This window comes from Flavobacterium erigeronis, assembly GCF_054075165.1.
Genome location: NZ_JBSKGP010000001.1, coordinates 862,694 through 879,287 on the forward strand (window position 1 = coordinate 862,694; position 16,594 = coordinate 879,287).

Here is a 16,594-nt window from a genome sequence, read left to right on the forward strand (position 1 = left end):
ACTACATTTTTAAAATCGTCTTATATTCTGTTTGGTTATTTAATACACTAACTGCTCTTTTAATTTCTGAATTGTTTTTTAGATAATACTGATACAAACCTTCCTGATATTGATATCTTTTAATCAATTCTTCCAAAATCATGTTTTTGATTTCTTTTTGGTTTTTATCCAGTAAAGTTGTTTCGCTTTTTTCTAAAGCATTCAGTAATTGATGATATTCGGCAGTAATCGTCTCGTCTATTTTTTCTTTTTTAGCTGCAGCTAAAGTGTTTTTCAAAGCCACTTCAGTTTCAGTATCAAAAGTGATTTTATTCGTTTTTAAATATTGTTTGAAGGCGGCGTAGTCAGCATCAGTCAAAGTTGGAATCTTGTCACCCAGATTTGGATTTTTATAATAATAAGTTGTTGCATAATCAAAAACGCCATCATTTTTAATCAAAGCCGTTGCAATCGCACTTGTTTTAGCTTCTTCCAGTTCGATATCCGGCAAAACACCTCCACCGTCATAAACCGTTCTTCCTTTTCTGGTTTTAAAAGCATTATAGTTTTTAGCATCAGTTTTCTGCGCCACACCATTTTTGTCTTTGTGCGCATAATCCAAAGCCTGAATGCATCTTCCAGAAGGCGTATAATATCTAGAAATGGTTACTTTCAATTGTGTTCCGTAAGTAAGATCAACAGAACGCTGTACTAAACCTTTTCCGAAACTTCTGCTTCCTAAAACAACAGCACGATCCAAATCTTGCAACGCACCAGAAACAATTTCTGAAGCCGAAGCACTTCTTCCGTTTACTAAAATCGCTAGCGGAATTTCAGTATCAATCGGTTCTTTTTGCGTTTTATAAGTATTATTGTGTTTTTCAATTCGTGATTTAGTCGTTACAATTACTTCATTCTTTGGAACAAATAAATTACAGATGTCAATAGCTTCGTTTAGCAAACCACCAGGATTTCCTCTCAAATCCAAAACAATTTGTTTCGCACCGTCAGCTTTTAGTTTTTCTAATGCGTCTTTCACTTCGGCAGAAGCTTTTCTGCTAAAATGCGCCAAAACGATATAACCCGTTTTATCATCAATTTTTCCGTAAAAAGGAACCGATTTAATATCCACTTCATCCAAAACCAAAACAGTAGTAAAAGGTTTTCCTTGACGAAGATATTTAATGTTGATTTTTGTGTTTTTAGTTCCCTTCAATAAAGAAGAAGCATCGTCTTTAAAATCGGCAATCATAATGTCTCCAATCTGAATTATCTCGTCACCGGCTTTAAGTCCGGCTTTGTCAGCAGGATAATCTTTATAAGGTTCGCGAACAATCAGGCGATCTTTTTTTCTAGAAATCAAAGCACCGATTCCAGTATATTCTCCAGTATTATTGATTTTGAAGTTGACAACATCCTGTTCGTTAAAATAAACCGTATACGGATCCAAGCTTCCCAACATGCTTTTAATCGCTTTATCCATCAAATCTCCAGGGTTGGTTTCGTCAACATAATTGGTATTTACAGCTTTAAACAAAGTCGTAAAAATTTCGATCTGTTTGGCAATTTCAAAAAAATCTTCTTTAAAACTGGTTCCAACAAACAACATTCCCGCCGCAGCGACTGGTATAATAAATTTCTTTTTGAAATACGGATACATGATTATTCTTTTTTTCTTCTTTTAAATCTTTTTCTAATAAAATAGGCTAATACACAAAATATGATAATAAACGGCCAAACGCTGATTAACCAAATAAAAAAGCCAGACAATTCATTAAATCCAGAATTTACGGCGGTTAACAACTTTGATCCGTACGAAACTTTTACGCTTTGTTTTTCTGCAATAGGTTTGTAAAAATTGATAAAAACTCTGCTCTCTGAAATCCTGCTTTCTAAATATTTTAACTGGCCCTGTTTTGATTCAATTTCTTCTCTTATCTCAGAAATCTGTTTTTCAATTTCTAAAATCTCGCTTACTTTAGTTGCCTTTTTTAAAATCTCTATATAACGTTCTTCTAATTTGCGTTTTGTTTTTAATCTCGAATCAAGATCGATATATTGATCGGTAACATCTTCTGATGAAATTTCCTTTTCATCAAAATAAGAAACACCTTTTGTAATTGATTGTAAAAAAACATCAAAATTCTGACTCGGAACTTTTACAGTTATAGTTCTGTAAAGCGAAATATTGTTTTTGCCTTCAGAGTCAGATTGTATAGTGGCGTTATTTTCTTTAACTGCTTTTTGAATTTGCTGAAATGTTTCTTCAATATCAGCTGTCTCAAATTTTAGATTAGCAGATTTAATAATTTTTTGAGGAATTGTTTGCGGACCGTCTACTGATGCTGGTGCTGACATTGTAATGGCAGAAACCTCGCTGTTATATATTTTTTCATCAGATGCTTTGCTGCAAGCAGATAATGTAATAACTAAAAACAGTAATAAAGAAAAGATATATCGCATAAAATTTCAATTTAGAGCTAAAACTACGATTTTTTTGCCTAACTTGATTAATAATCTTACGTTTTGAAATTTACGCTTCTGTTTTTGTTTCAGAATCTAACGGTTTATTGATTTGAGCCGAAAATTTCTCAAACAGCTGAACCATTTTGGTGTTGATTTCTTCGTAAGATAAACGGTCTTTGGTTTGATAAAAAAGCATAATCGAATACGGTTGATCCAGATTATCCAAAAGTAAATGTTTGTTTAATCGATAAGTTTCTCGCAAAACTCTTTTGAAGTAATTTCGATCAACTGCTTTTTTGAAATATTTCTTGGAAACAGAAACGCCAACTTTGGTTTGTTCTTCTGAATTTGCTTCCGCTTGACGGTAAACCAAACGAAGCGGGTATTTAGATACCGATTTCCCTTCAGAAAATAATAATCCGATGGTGGTTTTGCTTTTTAAACGCTCGTTTTTAGGGTAAGTAAAGTTCATTTAATTCAGAAAAAATTTGCAAATTTTAGTGCAAAGGTACAATTAAACCAGAAAAACGGTTATTGTTTTCAATTTTTATAAGCCTAAAAATATATTTACTACTTTTGCGCATTAATTTTTGAAGCATGGAAAAAATTATTTCTTATCCCATATCGGTAATTTACTATTTATTATTTGGTTTGTGTTTGGTTGTTTTTCATCCAATTCAGTGGATTTGTTTAAATGTTTTTGGTTACCAGGCTCACAAAAAAAGTGTTGATTATTTAAACTTCTGCCTTTTAACCTGCACTAGGCTGGTTGGAACAAGATATACCATAGAAAACGTAGGCACGGTTCCGAAAGGAGTGCCGATTATTTTTGTGGCAAACCACCAAAGTATGTACGATATCGTTACAATGATTTGGTACTTTAGACGTTTTCATTGTAAATTTGTAAGTAAGAAGGAGTTAGGAAGCGGAATTCCGAGTGTTTCTTATAATTTGAAACATGGCGGATCTGTCTTAATTGACCGAAAAGACCCTAAACAAGCGATACCAGTTATCAAAGGCTTGTCTGAATATATCGAAAAAAACACAAGATCGGCCGTTATTTTCCCAGAGGGAACAAGAAGTAAAACGGGAGTACCAAAAGAATTTGCGCAAAGCGGTTTAAAAATTTTATGCAAATATGCACCATCTGCATACGTTGTACCCGTAAGTATCAATAATTCTTGGAAAATGGTAAAATTTGGTTTTTTTCCTGTTGGTTTAGGAAATCATCTGAAGTTTACAGCTCATCCAGCTTTGGCTGTTAAAGATTACAAATTTGAAGAGCTGATGGAGATTACTGAAAAAGCAGTTAAAGAAGGAATAAACGAGTATAAATAGATTTTTGCTTTCGCGAAAGCAAAGGTCCCAAATTAGAAAAGAGTAATGTCTATAAAAAACATTAGATTAGAAGTAATGCAGTTTTTGGAAAAAAACGTGGATAGCTTCGTTGAACAGTATTTAATTCCGGTGGAAAAAATTTGGCAGCCGTCTGATTTCCTACCTAATTCTGAAGGAGAAAACTTCTTTGAAGAGGTGAAAGAATTACGCGAGATTGCTAAAGAACTTCCATACGATTTCTGGGTTACGCTTGTAGGTGATACCATCACAGAAGAAGCGTTGCCAACATATGAGTCTTGGTTAATGGATGTAGAAGGTGTAAACCAAGTAGAAAATGGCGGTAACGGCTGGTCAAAATGGATTCGCCAATGGACTGGTGAAGAAAACCGCCACGGAGATCTTTTGAATAAATACTTGTATTTGTCTGGTCGTGTGAATATGCGTGAAATTGAAATGACTACGCAGCATTTGATCAACGACGGTTTTGATATTGGAACTGGATCTGACCCGTACAAAAACTTTGTATACACTAGTTTCCAAGAATTAGCAACTTATGTTTCGCACAATAGAGTAGCCCAAATGGCTAAAAAATTTGGCGATAACAAGTTGTCTAAAATGTGTAAAATGATTGCTGGTGATGAAATGCGTCACCACCATGCTTATAGCGAATTTGTTACTAGAATTTTCCAAGTGGATCCAAGCGAAATGATGTTGGCGTTTCAATACATGATGAAACAGAAAATCGTTATGCCAGCTCACTTTTTAAGAGAATCTGGACAAAAAATCAGTACTGCTTTCGAACAGTTTTCTGATTCTGCTCAGCGTATTGGAGTTTACACGGCAAATGACTATGTAGACATCATGCAGAAATTAATCAACAAATGGGAAATTGATAAAGTAACAAACCTAACGGATGAAGCTGAAAAAGCACGTGATTACTTAATGAAATTACCAGCGCGTATGGCTAAAATCTCTGAGAGAATTGTAATCCCTAAAGAATCTCACATCTTTAAATGGGTCGAGCCTGCTAGACTTTAATTAATTTTAGATTTTTGGAATTTGGAATTTGGAATTTCAGTATTGTGACAAAGATTGTCCTCCTGAGCGAAGTCGAATGATCTCATGCTAAATCCACTCTACATTGGAATTTGGAATTTAAATTTTGGAATTTTTCCTAAAAGCAACAAAGTTGCTTTAGATAGAATTAAAAACATATTTGTTGATTGTTGAGGTTTTTCAAACTTTGGCAATCAACATTTTTTATAAACTGTAAAAACTTCTGTATGAACGCTTCACAATTGATTATTAAAACCATTGCTTTTGTAAAAGAAAAACTAAACGATGCCGAAGGCGGGCACGATTGGTTTCACATAGAACGCGTTTATAAAAATGCTATTCTGATTGCAAAAGAAACAGAATGTGATCTTACAGTGGTACAATTGGGTGCTTTATTGCACGACATTGCCGATAGTAAATTTCATAACGGAGATGAAACGATCGGACCAAAAACAGCAAGAGCGTTTTTAGAAGCCGAAAATGTTTCTGAGGACATCATTGTTCATGTTGTCAATATCATTGAAAATATCTCTTATAAAGGCGGAAATTTCGAAAGAAAGTTCTCTTCAGTCGAATTGGATGTTGTTCAGGACGCAGATCGTCTAGATGCTATTGGAGCAATCGGTATTGCAAGAGCTTTCAATTACGGCGGATTCAAAAACCGAGCGTTATATAATCCGGAAATTGCGCCTGTAACGAATATGACAAAAGAGGAGTATAAAAAGAACAATGCTCCAACCATTAATCATTTCTACGAAAAGCTTTTACTGCTAAAAGATAAAATGAATACCGAAAAAGGAAAAGAAATCGCTGCCGAAAGACATCGTTTTATGGAAACATTCCTCGCTCAGTTTTATGCAGAGTGGGAAGGGCTGAAATAGAGTGTTCAGTTTTTAGATTTTAGTATTCAGTCTTTCAAGGGTGATTTTTCATTATCAAATACGTAATAATTGTAGCGCAGAAAAAACCAATCGCAAACCACAATAATCGAGCGACTCTATTGTCTCGTATAATTTCCATTCTATCTTCTTGTGTCATTGTTGATGAATTTTAAAAATCAAAAATAGTTTTAGAAAATATACTAACAGGTTAATTTATGTTTTTTAAATAACATAATAAGACATTTTTTATTCTTCGAAAGTAAAACAGATTTTAAGCATCGATCCAATCAAACAAAAATTCTTCTTTAAATTCAATATTATATTTGATTAAGAAATCGTGATATTCTTCTTTAAAACTTCTTTTACGATGATGCTCTTCCTGATTATCAATATAACGAATAACATTTTCTAAAGAAGAATGGCTATAAGAAATAGCGCCATAACCCTCTTGCCATTGAAACGCATATTTTGAATATTGCTTTTCCTTTACAAATGCATTGGATGATTTTTTAATTTCTCTAATCAAATCAGATAAAGCACAAGTTGGCTTCATTCCAATCAAAAAATGAATATGATCAGATGTTCCATTTATAGCTAGCATCTTTTGACCTTTGTTCTGAACAATGCCTGTTATGTATTTGTATAATTCTTCTTTTCAAGATTTTTCAATTAAAGAATTTCTATTTTTTACTGCAAATACTACTTGTATGTAGATTTGAGAAAATGTTCCTGCCATTTTATTTTGAATTGTTATGTAAGTAAAAATGTGGTTGTGTGACCCTTTCAGGGTCATTGCATCATGGAGATTATTCTTTTTCTATAAACATTTAACTCCTTCGGAGTTTGATTTCTAGAAATACATGATACTGTATTTTTTATTTATCAAAAAATCCCGAAGGGATTATATGTTTATAGAAAAAGAATGATTAGCGCGACATATTGACCCTGAAAGGGTCACACCCACGAAAGATTATCTTTATAAGATTACCAATTCAAAAATATGAGATTGAAAACATAGATATAGGCAAGAAAAAACTTTTGAGTAATAATAAAAGACAAATTTTAAAAACAAAATTCAAGAAAAAAGCTTCACAAAGAAATTTAAAAAATCTCTGTGAAGCTTTTGTGTTTATTTTGAGAATCTCCGTGAAATAAAACCCCTAACTGCAACCGCAATTTCCATCACCGCAGTCCTTTTTCTTTTTCGATTTAAAGAAATATTTTTTGACTAAAAAAGCGACGGCTAATCCTAATATTGTAAAGGCAATTATCTCTTGAATCATGACTTTTTATTTTAATAGTTGATAAGCGATTAAAGCAGTAAAATAAGCTAATCCGCTCATGAAAATTAACTGCATTGCAGGCCATTTCCACGAATTGGTTTCTTTTTTTGTAATGGCCAATGTACTGGCGCACTGCATGGCAAAAGCATAAAATAAAAGTAAAGAAATACCCGTTGCAAAGTCAAATACTTTTTTGCCGGTATCTGGACGGACTTCTGCCTGCATTTTGCTTTTTATGGTCGATTCGTTGTCGGTATCTCCAACGCTGTAAATGGTTGCCAATGTTCCAACAAAAACTTCACGCGCTGCAAACGAACTGATTAAGGCAATTCCGATTTTCCAGTCGTAACCTAAGGGCTGAATTGCTGGCTCGATTGCACGGCCCATTAAACCGATATAAGAATTCTCTAGTTTTTGTGAATTAACTTCATTTTCAAACTGCGTTTCATCCAAAGTGGTATTGGCAAATCTTTCTTTTACGATGGTTTCAGCATCATTAAATTCTTTTCCAGGTCCGTACGAAGCCAAAAACCATAAGATAATAGAAATTGCTAAAATGATTTTACCTGCTCCAACAATAAATGCTTTTGTTTTTTCTACCACATTAATACCAACATTTTTAAGAAGAGGCATTTTGTAGCTTGGCATTTCAACAACGAAATACGTTTTTGATTCGAGTTTTAAAACCTTATTTAAAATATATGCCGATAATATTGCAGCAAAAAATCCTAAAACATAAAGCGCCATTAGCGTTAATCCTTGAACATTTAGAAATCCAAAAATACGCTTGCTCGGAATTACCAATGAAATAATAATCGCATAAACAGGTAACCTTGCCGAACAAGTTGTAAATGGCGTTACTAAAATGGTGATTAAACGTTCTTTCCAGTTTTCAATATTTCTGGTTGCCATAATTGCCGGAATCGCGCAGGCAGTTCCCGAAATTAAAGGCACGACGCTTTTTCCTGAAAGTCCAAACTTACGCATGATTTTATCCATTAAGAATACCACACGGCTCATATAACCGCTTTCTTCCAAAATGGAAATAAATAAAAACAAGAAAGCAATCTGCGGTATGAAAATAATAACGCCGCCAATACCCGGAATAATTCCCTGCGAAAGTAAATCGGTTAAAATACCGCTTGGCAGTTCTGCTGCAACCCAGCTGCTCAAAGAAGCAAATGTGCTGTCAATGAAGTCCATCGGAATGGTTGACCAGCTGAAAATCGATTGGAAAATCAAAAATAAAATCGCAAAAAAGATAAAATAACCCCAAACTTTATGCGTTAAAACGCGGTCTAATTTAGCGCGGATATCTTTTGCCATTGAAGCATCGACTTTTAAACCTTCTTTTAAAACATCATTAATAAACTGATATCTTTTGATGGTTTCTTTCTGCTGCAAACGCTTTAATTCTGAATGCGATTTGGTAAAAGTGCTGCGAACTTCATTTCGGTCCAAATTCGAGAAATTGACATCTTGGGTAATTACCAACCACAATTTGTACATTAATTGATTCGGAAAAGCATGTTGTAGCTTTTCAAAATATTCAGGATCAATTACAGAAGCGTTTAAACACGGTTCGTGCGTAATGTTTTTATAAGAAACAATTAATTCTTTCAATTCATCGATTCCTAAACCTTTACGCGAACTAACTAAAGCAATCTTAGTTTTTAGTTTTTCTTCTAAATAGGGAATATCCAAAGAGATTCCTTTGCGTTCCATACGATCTGACATATTGATGACCAAAATCGTCGGAATTTCTAAGTCTTTTATTTGCGTGTAAATCAGTAAATTTCGTTTCAGATTTTCAACATCTGTTACCACTACTGCAACGTCTGGATATAATTTGTCGTTTTTATTCAGTAAAAGTTCAATTACCACACTTTCGTCCATCGAACTTGCGTTCAAACTGTATGTTCCTGGTAAATCTAGAATATTGGCTTTTACGTTATTAGGTAATTTGCAGAAACCGATCTTTTTCTCAACGGTAATTCCGGGATAATTCCCCACTTGCTGATTAAGTCCCGTTAATTGATTAAAAACAGAAGTCTTTCCGGTATTTGGATTTCCGATAAGGGAAACATTGATATTCTGAACGCTCATTACAAATTGGTTTTGATAAGTTCAACTTCAATTTCACGAGCGGTTTCGATACGGATTGCAACATGAGAACCGTTTATATCCAAATATAAAGGATCGCCAAAAGGAGCAACCTGCAGTAATTCAACTAAGCTGCCAGGCAGACAACCCATTTCTAATAATTTAAGTGGAATAAGATCGATATCAAAATCTTTGATAATGGCTTTTTCGCCTTTTTTCAGAGTGTGTATTGTATTTTGCAAGCTTATTTAGATTGAATTTAGATTGCAAAAGTAGGCAATTATTCTTTATTTCAAGGCATTTAACACTTCCAGAAATGCTAAATGTTTCTAAAAATAAGGGATTTTACTCGTTTGAGAGAAATTCGATGTCTTCCAAAAGACGTTTTACATCTTCTTTATTTGTTCCATCATAAAAACCTCTAACGCGGCGTTTTTGATCGACCAAAACAAAATTTTCTGTATGCACCATATCATAAAGCTGATCTGGTCTTCCTAGTTTAACAGCCAAATACGATTTTCTGGCCATGGTGTAGATTTCTTTTTTATCGCCAGTAACCAGATTCCATTTGCTGTCTACAACTCCGTATTTTATAGCGTAAGCTTTTAAAACCGAAACACTGTCTACTTCTGGAAAAACAGTATGAGAAAGCAGCATTACTTTCGGATTATTTAAAACTGCTTTTTGAACATCAACCAAATTCGTTGACATTTTTGGGCAGATTGATCCGCAGGTGGTAAAGAAGAAATCGGCAACATAAATTTTTCCTTCGTAGTTTTTCTGGGTAATAGTATCGCCATTTTGGTTAACGAAAGAAAAATCGGCAATGGTGTGGTATTTACTTTTATATTGAATCGTACTGTCTACCAATTCTGGATTGACATCAGCGGGATTGTAAATTGGAAGTGTCTTTTTGGGTTTTAAAGCAGAATAAAACAAAGATATGGTAACAACCGAAAACACTATTAGAACAATAAAGAATTTGCGGTATTTATATAGAAGCGATTTCATAAAAATAATTTGGCGCAAAAATACAAAAAGCAGGTTTTAAAAGCTTTACTGAAATATTTTTTTAACAGGCTTTTGTAACATTTACTAGGCAGTTGTAGACAAATACCTCAAGTGTAAAATTTTGATCTGTGAAATTTATTCGTTTTTTGAGTTTTCCAGTTAGAATTTTAACACAATTTTTGAAATAATAACAATATGTTTGTATTTTCCCTTAAACTATAATTTTTTATGAAAAAACAATTTGCTAAACCTGTGTTTGGTGTGATATCTGCAATGTTTGCAATTACTGCAACCCAAGCTCAAAATGCCCCAAAGGAACCAGGTATCAACGTTTCGTATATGGATACGAAGATTAGCCCAAGTCAGGATTTTTTCAAATATGTAAATGGAACTTGGCTAGAAAAAACAGAAATTCCGAGTGATCGTACGACATGGGGAAGTTTTAATGAACTGATTAAGAAAACTGACAAAGATGTTACGGCAGTTTTGCAAGAAGCTTCAAAAAATCCGAAGTACAAATCGAATACCGATCAAGGAAAAGCTATTAATCTATACAATACGTACTTAGATTCTATTGGAAGAAACAAAAAAGGAATCGAGCCATTAAAACCTTATTTGAAAAAAATCGATGCAATCAAAAGTGTTGCTGATCTTCAGAAATATTTGGTTGAAATGGAAAAAGAAGGAAATGCTGGATTTTTCGGAATTTACATTGGAGCTGATGATAAAGACAGTTCTAAAAACTCTGTAAATATCGGCCCAAGCCAATTAGGACTTCCTGATAAAGATTATTACACTTCTGACGATAAAGATTCTAAAGATAAACGTGCAAAATACGAATTGCATGTTGCGAGAATGCTTCAGTTTATTGGAGAATCTCCAGAAAAAGCGAAACAAAGCGCTGCTGAAATTTTAGCTCTTGAAACAGAATTGTCTAAACCAAGGTTTAATAGAGTTGAAAGAAGAGACAGTCGTTTGCAATATAACCCAATGACAATCGCTGAACTTCAAAAATTAACTCCAGCCATTAAATGGAATGAATATTTTGCAGGTTTAGGAATTACTAAATTAGAGACTGTAATTGTTTCTGAGCCTAAATACATGACGGCTTTAGAAACGGTTTTCAAAGAAAACAAAGTGGCACAATGGAAAGAATATTTAAAATGGGATCTATTAAACAATGCTGCAACTAAATTGACCACAGCAATTGATGATGCTAATTTCGATTTCTACAGCAAAACATTAAGAGGGGCAGTTAAACAGCTTCCTGCAGATGAAAGAGCACTTGGTGTTGTAAACCGTAGTGTTGGAGAAGCGCTTGGTAAATTGTATGTAGAGAAAGTTTTTCCTGCTGAAGCAAAAACCAAAGCTCTTGATATGATTCATAATGTTATTACGGCTTACCAAAACCGTATTAACAATTTAACTTGGATGTCTAAAGACACAAAGGCAAAAGCAATAGAAAAGTTAAATAAAATTACCATAAAAGTTGGATATCCAGACAAATGGAAAGATTATTCTGCTTTAACAATTAAAAGTATTGCCGAAAGGGGAACGTACTTTGATAATAGTAAGAACGTTGCAACATGGAATTTCCAAAAAGGTATTGAAAAACTAAACAAACCAGTTGACAAAACAGAGTGGCATATGTCTCCGCAAACGGTAAATGCATACTACAATCCGTCTTACAACGAAATTGTATTTCCAGCTGCTATTTTACAGCCGCCTTTCTATAATTACCAAGCTGACGAAGCAGTTAATTATGGTGGAATTGGTGCTGTAATCGGACACGAGATTTCTCACGGATTTGATGATTCTGGTGCACGTTACAACGCAGAAGGAAATTTGGTTGACTGGTGGACAGAAGAAGACTTGAAACAATTTACTGCTCTAGGAACAGACTTAGCCAATCAATACAGTGCTCTTGAGCCTTTGCCAGGAATTCACGTTGACGGTCATTTTACTTTAGGTGAAAACATCGGAGATTTAGGCGGAATCAATGCTGCTTATGATGGATTGCAATTATATTTGAAAGCTCATGGAAATACAGGTTTAATCGACGGATTTACACCAGAACAGCGTTTCTTTATTTCTTGGGCTACCGTTTGGAGAACAAAAACTAGAGACGAAGCAATCAAAAATCAAGTGAAAACAGATCCGCACTCACCGGGAATGTACAGAGCTTATGTGCCAATTCAGAATGTAGATGCTTTCTACAAAGCTTTTGATATTAAAAAAGGAGATAAAATGTATGTTGAACCAGAAAAACGAGTTAAAATCTGGTAATCAAAATGATATAAAACTAAAAACGGCGCTTGATAAAAGTGCCGTTTTTTTTATGGAATAAAAGTCAATTATTTTAAATGACTGTAGATGTAAGTTTCGATTGCTTTTAATTCTTCATCAGACATAGACTGAGTAATCGCAAAATTGGTTTTCATAACCTCAAACTGGCTCGGATCTACAATTGGTTCTGCGTTTCCTTTTAAGAAAGTAACCATATCGCCGTTTTTGTCTTTGTAGATTTTGGCAATTTCTTTAATGCTTGGTCCAATTACCTTTTGATCTGGCTGATGGCAAGCGGTGCAATTTCCTCTTCCTTCAAAGATTTCTTTTCCTAATTCTTCAGGTGTTTTGGCTTTCGCCGATTCTCCTTCAGAAACAGATTCGGTTGCCAAATTGGTGCTTTCTGAACCTTCTTTTTTACAGGAAGCAAACGCCAGAACAGCAGATAAAAACAATACTTTTTTCATTATTTATTGTTTAAAAGTATCGCTGCTTCTTTAGCAAAATAAGTAGAAATTAAACTTGCTCCTGCGCGTTTAATGCACATTAACTGCTCCATCATAATTTTATCATTATCCAGCCATCCTCTTTCTGCAGCAGCTTTGATCATGGCATATTCACCAGAAACGTGATAAACCGTTACAGGAACATTTACGGCATTTTTAACTTCGCGAACAATATCCAAATAAGCAATTCCAGGTTTTACCATCACCATATCGGCACCTTCTTCAACATCGTACAAAGCTTCTTTGATGGCTTCGATACGGTTGGCATAATCCATTTGGTATGTTTTTTTATCTTTCGGAACCACAACATCAGCTTCTCTTGGAGCCGAATCTAAAGCATCTCTAAAAGGTCCGTAAAATGCAGACGCATATTTAGCAGAATAGCTCATAATTCCAACATTCTGAAATCCAGCAGCGTCCAAACCTTCGCGAAGGCGTAACACTCTACCGTCCATCATATCGCTTGGCGCTACAAAATCGGCACCAGCTTCTGCATGCGAAACCGCCATTTTTACTAATGCTTCAACCGTGCTGTCATTTTCAACATCGCCATTTTTTATGATTCCGTCGTGACCGTAAATTGAATACGGATCTAAAGCGACGTCTGGCATTACAATCATTTCTGGACAAGCTGCTTTAATTGCGCGAATTGCTTGCTGCATCAAACCGTCTTTATTCCAAGCTTCTTTTCCTGTGTTGTCTTTTAAGTTTTCGCTGACTTTTACATAGATGTTCACAGCGCGAATTCCCAAAGCATAGATTTCTTTAACTTCTTCAACCGTTAAGTCGATAGATCTGCGAAAAATTCCTGGCATTGACGGAATTTCAGCTTTATAATTTTCGCCTTCTGCAATAAACATCGGGAACATAAAATCGGATGGACTTAAACTGGTTTCGCGAACTAAAGAACGAATAGATTCATTTACTCTTAATCTTCTGCCTCTGTGTAATGGGAACATATAAATTTAGATTTTAAATTTTAGATTTTAGATTTCTGCCGAAATCGTAATTTCTAAAACTGTTATTGTTTTGTTTTTTTGAAGAATAACTGTCTTTAAAACAGCGTTACAAAGTTAAGCAAAAAGGAACAAAACTAGACTTTTAGCCTTTTGCAGAAACCGTTAATATTATCTAAAAATTTCTGACATTTTTGAGCTAAATTTGTAAAATGAAGAAAATTCTCATTTTATGCTGTTGTCTGTTATTGACAAGCTGTTTTGAAATAACAGAAAGAATCAAACACCATGACGATCAAAGTGGCGAATATACTCTTATGATCGACTTTTCACGATCTTGGTTTAAGACTAAATCGGCTATATTTCTAGAAGAAGTGGACGGCGTTAAGATTCCGAGCGAACAGGAAATTACTGCCAAGCTTACTGATTTTAAAGAAAAAGCCTTGAAGATTGATGGAATCTCAAACGTAACGACAAAAACCGATTTTCAAAATTACGTTTTCATTATCAAACTCAACTATGCCAATTTAAAAGCTTTAAATGCCGTTGTCAATACGATAAACAATCAGCGCGATCAGATTCACTTTAGCGGAAGCGGCAAAACTTTCGAAAGAATTGCGTCATATCCAGTTCCAGAAAAAGTGGTAAACGACCCAAAGAAAAAGAAAGATCTTGAAGAAGCCAGCATTACTTCGATTTATACTTTTGATAAAGATATTACTGCTGTAGATAATCCGAACAGTAAAATATCAAAAAATAAGAAAACGGTTTTTTTAAAGCAAAGTATGTACAGCGTATTTAAAAAATCGACATTAATGAATAATACAATCCAATTAACGCCATAATTATGAAGCATTTTTACACCTTAATTTTCCTATTCGCCGCGTATTTCTCTTTTGGACAAACTGTTCCAGACAAATACGATTATTTTGTGCAGTTCAACGGAAACCAGCTTTCTAAAAAAGTAAGCCTTGACGAAGTTTTAAATCATCCGATTATCACAAAATATACGAGTAAAAAACCTGATTTTGATCTTCGCCAGTATACTTCAATTATAAAATTGGATGATAAAATTACGGTTCATGGCAATTTCTTAGATTCGGTTCCTTTTTATCAGGTAACAATTCCAGTTAGAAGCAAAGAAGCGGTTAGGCAATATTTGATTGAAAAACAAGGTGCAAATGATAAAAATGGCACAATAGAAGATTTCGGAAAATATGCGGTTTTTACACCAAGCGGAGTAAAAAGATCTTTTGTTTGGAATGATACGCATTTGGTGGTAATCGAATTGACAAAAAGACTTCCGTCTAAATTTTATGATGTAGCTGAAACTACTGTTGCAATGGACTCTGTTTCGGTTGTAGAACCTTACGAAGAAACTACAGTGGTTGTAGAAGCTCCTGCGGTTTACGATGTTCCAAATATGGAAAATCCGCCAAAAATTGCGGAACCGCAATATAATGATGCTGTAATAATTGAAGAACCAGCTACGGCCGAAAGAGATTCTTTGTACGATGGAAATCCGTATGAAGAATATACTGCAGAGCAAGCCGAGTTTGATAAAAAATTGGCCGAGAAACAGCGTGAAATGATAAAGGCATTATTCGAAAACGGATTTACACCGCCAACTTCTGCGAAAATAAATGTTTCGGCAGATATTTCTTCTTGGGTAAATTATGGCGGATTTATTTCGAGTTTCTATTCGTTGTATAATTATCCACTTTCATTATTTGGCGGTTATGACAAATATTTGCCAATGCAGAATAACTTTGGAAATTTTATAAAAGGCATCAATTTGGATTTTTACTTTGATAATGATAATGCCAGAATGGAAGAGATTGTAGAATATTCTCCGCAAATTGCCGATGTGGTGAGCAAAATTAGTAATCGAAAAATCAACAAAAATATTTATAACTATTTCCCAGCTGAAAAGCCTTTAGGGTACATTTCGTATCATGCGAATACAAAGGCTGCGCTTGAAAACTTCCCGTCATTAATGACAGACTTATTTCAAAATCCGAAAATGAGCAAAGAAGATATCGGCATCGTGACAGATTTAATATCGACAATTGTCGATGAAGAAGCTACAGCCAAGCTTTTTGATGGCGATTTGAGCGCTTTTTTATATGATGTAAAAGAAGTTGAGGTAATGACAAAAAAATATGGTTACGATGAAAATTACGAAGAAAAAATAACGGAAGAGAAAGTGAAAAAAGAAATTCCGCTATTTGGTTTTATTTTTACTTCGACACATCCAACTTTTGGAGATAAATTATTGCAGTTGGGCGTTCGTAAAAAAGTATTGGTTCAAAATGGAAATGTTTATACAATTGTCGGAACTCAAGAATATGATAATGTATTTATTATCAAAGACAAAGATGTAGTTATTGTTGCCAATACAAAAGATTACTTTGGTACAGGAAAAGGATCTTTTGCGAAAGACACCAAGAAAGATTTGAGTAAAAATTACATTTCTGGAAAGCTGGATATTGCGCAAACAGTGAAAACATTTGGTAAAAAAGCCAAAGATTCTGAATTGGATCGAATGGCAAAAATTGCAGCTCAATTTTCAGATGTTTCTATTGAATCGCCTAAAAAGCTAATTGATAATAAATTGAAGTTCGTTTTTAAACTAAACTCTTTTAAGTCGGACAAAAACATCATTTTGCAGACATTAGATTTAGCCGACGAAATGACTACGAAATAATCTAAAAAACGAAAAACCCTGA

14 protein-coding genes and 1 pseudogene are annotated in these 16,594 nt (G+C 34.2%); 6 read left to right on the plus strand and 9 right to left on the minus strand.

The window, feature by feature from the left end:
* Position 1: 1 nt before the first annotated feature.
* The 3 genes from ACWA1F_RS03610 to rnpA form a co-directional block, all read right to left on the minus strand.
* A complete protein-coding gene (locus tag ACWA1F_RS03610; protein WP_456891653.1) occupies positions 2–1,639 on the minus strand; it encodes a S41 family peptidase in 1,638 nt (545 codons plus the stop codon).
* A gap of 2 nt (positions 1,640–1,641) precedes the next feature.
* Positions 1,642–2,442 (minus strand): DUF4349 domain-containing protein, encoded by an 801-nt coding sequence (locus ACWA1F_RS03615; protein ID WP_456891655.1) that lies wholly within the window; start codon positions 2,440–2,442, stop codon positions 1,642–1,644.
* 70 nt (positions 2,443–2,512) lie between these two features.
* Entirely contained in the window at positions 2,513–2,917 is a 405-nt protein-coding gene (rnpA, locus tag ACWA1F_RS03620; RefSeq protein WP_456891657.1) for a ribonuclease P protein component, read from the minus strand.
* Between the two features lie 125 nt (positions 2,918–3,042).
* On the opposite strand from rnpA, the gene ACWA1F_RS03625 reads away from it, so the two are divergent.
* From ACWA1F_RS03625 to ACWA1F_RS03635, 3 genes are all read left to right on the plus strand, one after another.
* Positions 3,043–3,783, plus strand: coding sequence for a lysophospholipid acyltransferase family protein (locus ACWA1F_RS03625; protein ID WP_456891659.1), 741 nt, complete (start codon positions 3,043–3,045; stop codon positions 3,781–3,783).
* 45 nt (positions 3,784–3,828) lie between these two features.
* Positions 3,829–4,821 carry an acyl-ACP desaturase gene (locus ACWA1F_RS03630; RefSeq protein WP_306153931.1) on the plus strand — a complete coding sequence of 331 codons (993 nt, stop codon included), beginning with the start codon at positions 3,829–3,831 and terminating at the stop codon, positions 4,819–4,821.
* A gap of 245 nt (positions 4,822–5,066) precedes the next feature.
* Positions 5,067–5,720, plus strand: coding sequence for an HD domain-containing protein (locus tag ACWA1F_RS03635; RefSeq protein WP_456891661.1), 654 nt, complete (start codon positions 5,067–5,069; stop codon positions 5,718–5,720).
* A 271-nt stretch (positions 5,721–5,991) separates the two neighbouring features.
* Here the strand turns inward: ACWA1F_RS03635 and tnpA are convergent.
* From tnpA to ACWA1F_RS03655, 4 genes and pseudogenes are all read right to left on the minus strand, one after another.
* Positions 5,992–6,456, minus strand: a pseudogene (gene tnpA / locus ACWA1F_RS03640) (IS200/IS605 family transposase).
* Between the two features lie 553 nt (positions 6,457–7,009).
* Positions 7,010–9,109 (minus strand): ferrous iron transport protein B, encoded by a 2,100-nt coding sequence (gene feoB, locus ACWA1F_RS03645; protein ID WP_456891663.1) that lies wholly within the window; start codon positions 9,107–9,109, stop codon positions 7,010–7,012.
* Complete coding sequence (locus tag ACWA1F_RS03650) at positions 9,109–9,348, minus strand: FeoA family protein (RefSeq protein ID WP_008465698.1); 240 nt, start codon at positions 9,346–9,348, stop codon at positions 9,109–9,111. Before ACWA1F_RS03650 ends, feoB begins: the two co-directional genes overlap by 1 nt.
* A 103-nt stretch (positions 9,349–9,451) precedes the next feature.
* Positions 9,452–10,117: an SCO family protein gene (locus tag ACWA1F_RS03655; RefSeq protein ID WP_456891666.1), complete on the minus strand. Its 666-nt coding sequence runs from the start codon at positions 10,115–10,117 to the stop codon at positions 9,452–9,454.
* Between the two features lie 228 nt (positions 10,118–10,345).
* Here ACWA1F_RS03655 and ACWA1F_RS03660 point away from each other — a divergent pair, with 228 nt between their 5' ends.
* Complete coding sequence (locus ACWA1F_RS03660; RefSeq protein ID WP_456891667.1) at positions 10,346–12,403, plus strand: M13 family metallopeptidase; 2,058 nt, start codon at positions 10,346–10,348, stop codon at positions 12,401–12,403.
* 68 nt (positions 12,404–12,471) lie between these two features.
* On the opposite strand, the gene ACWA1F_RS03665 is transcribed toward ACWA1F_RS03660, so the two are convergent.
* Both ACWA1F_RS03665 and hemB read right to left on the minus strand, forming a co-directional pair.
* A complete protein-coding gene (locus ACWA1F_RS03665) occupies positions 12,472–12,870 on the minus strand; it encodes a c-type cytochrome (RefSeq protein WP_456891669.1) in 399 nt (132 codons plus the stop codon).
* Complete coding sequence (gene hemB, locus ACWA1F_RS03670) at positions 12,870–13,868, minus strand: porphobilinogen synthase (RefSeq protein ID WP_456891671.1); 999 nt, start codon at positions 13,866–13,868, stop codon at positions 12,870–12,872. Before hemB ends, ACWA1F_RS03665 begins: the two co-directional genes overlap by 1 nt.
* Before the next feature lie 209 nt (positions 13,869–14,077).
* On the opposite strand from hemB, the gene ACWA1F_RS03675 reads away from it, so the two are divergent.
* Positions 14,078–14,710, plus strand: a complete 633-nt coding sequence (locus tag ACWA1F_RS03675; RefSeq protein ID WP_456891673.1) for a hypothetical protein — start codon at positions 14,078–14,080, stop codon at positions 14,708–14,710.
* A 2-nt stretch (positions 14,711–14,712) separates the two neighbouring features.
* Positions 14,713–16,572 (plus strand): hypothetical protein, encoded by a 1,860-nt coding sequence (locus ACWA1F_RS03680; protein ID WP_456891675.1) that lies wholly within the window; start codon positions 14,713–14,715, stop codon positions 16,570–16,572.
* Positions 16,573–16,594: the final 22 nt, after the last annotated feature.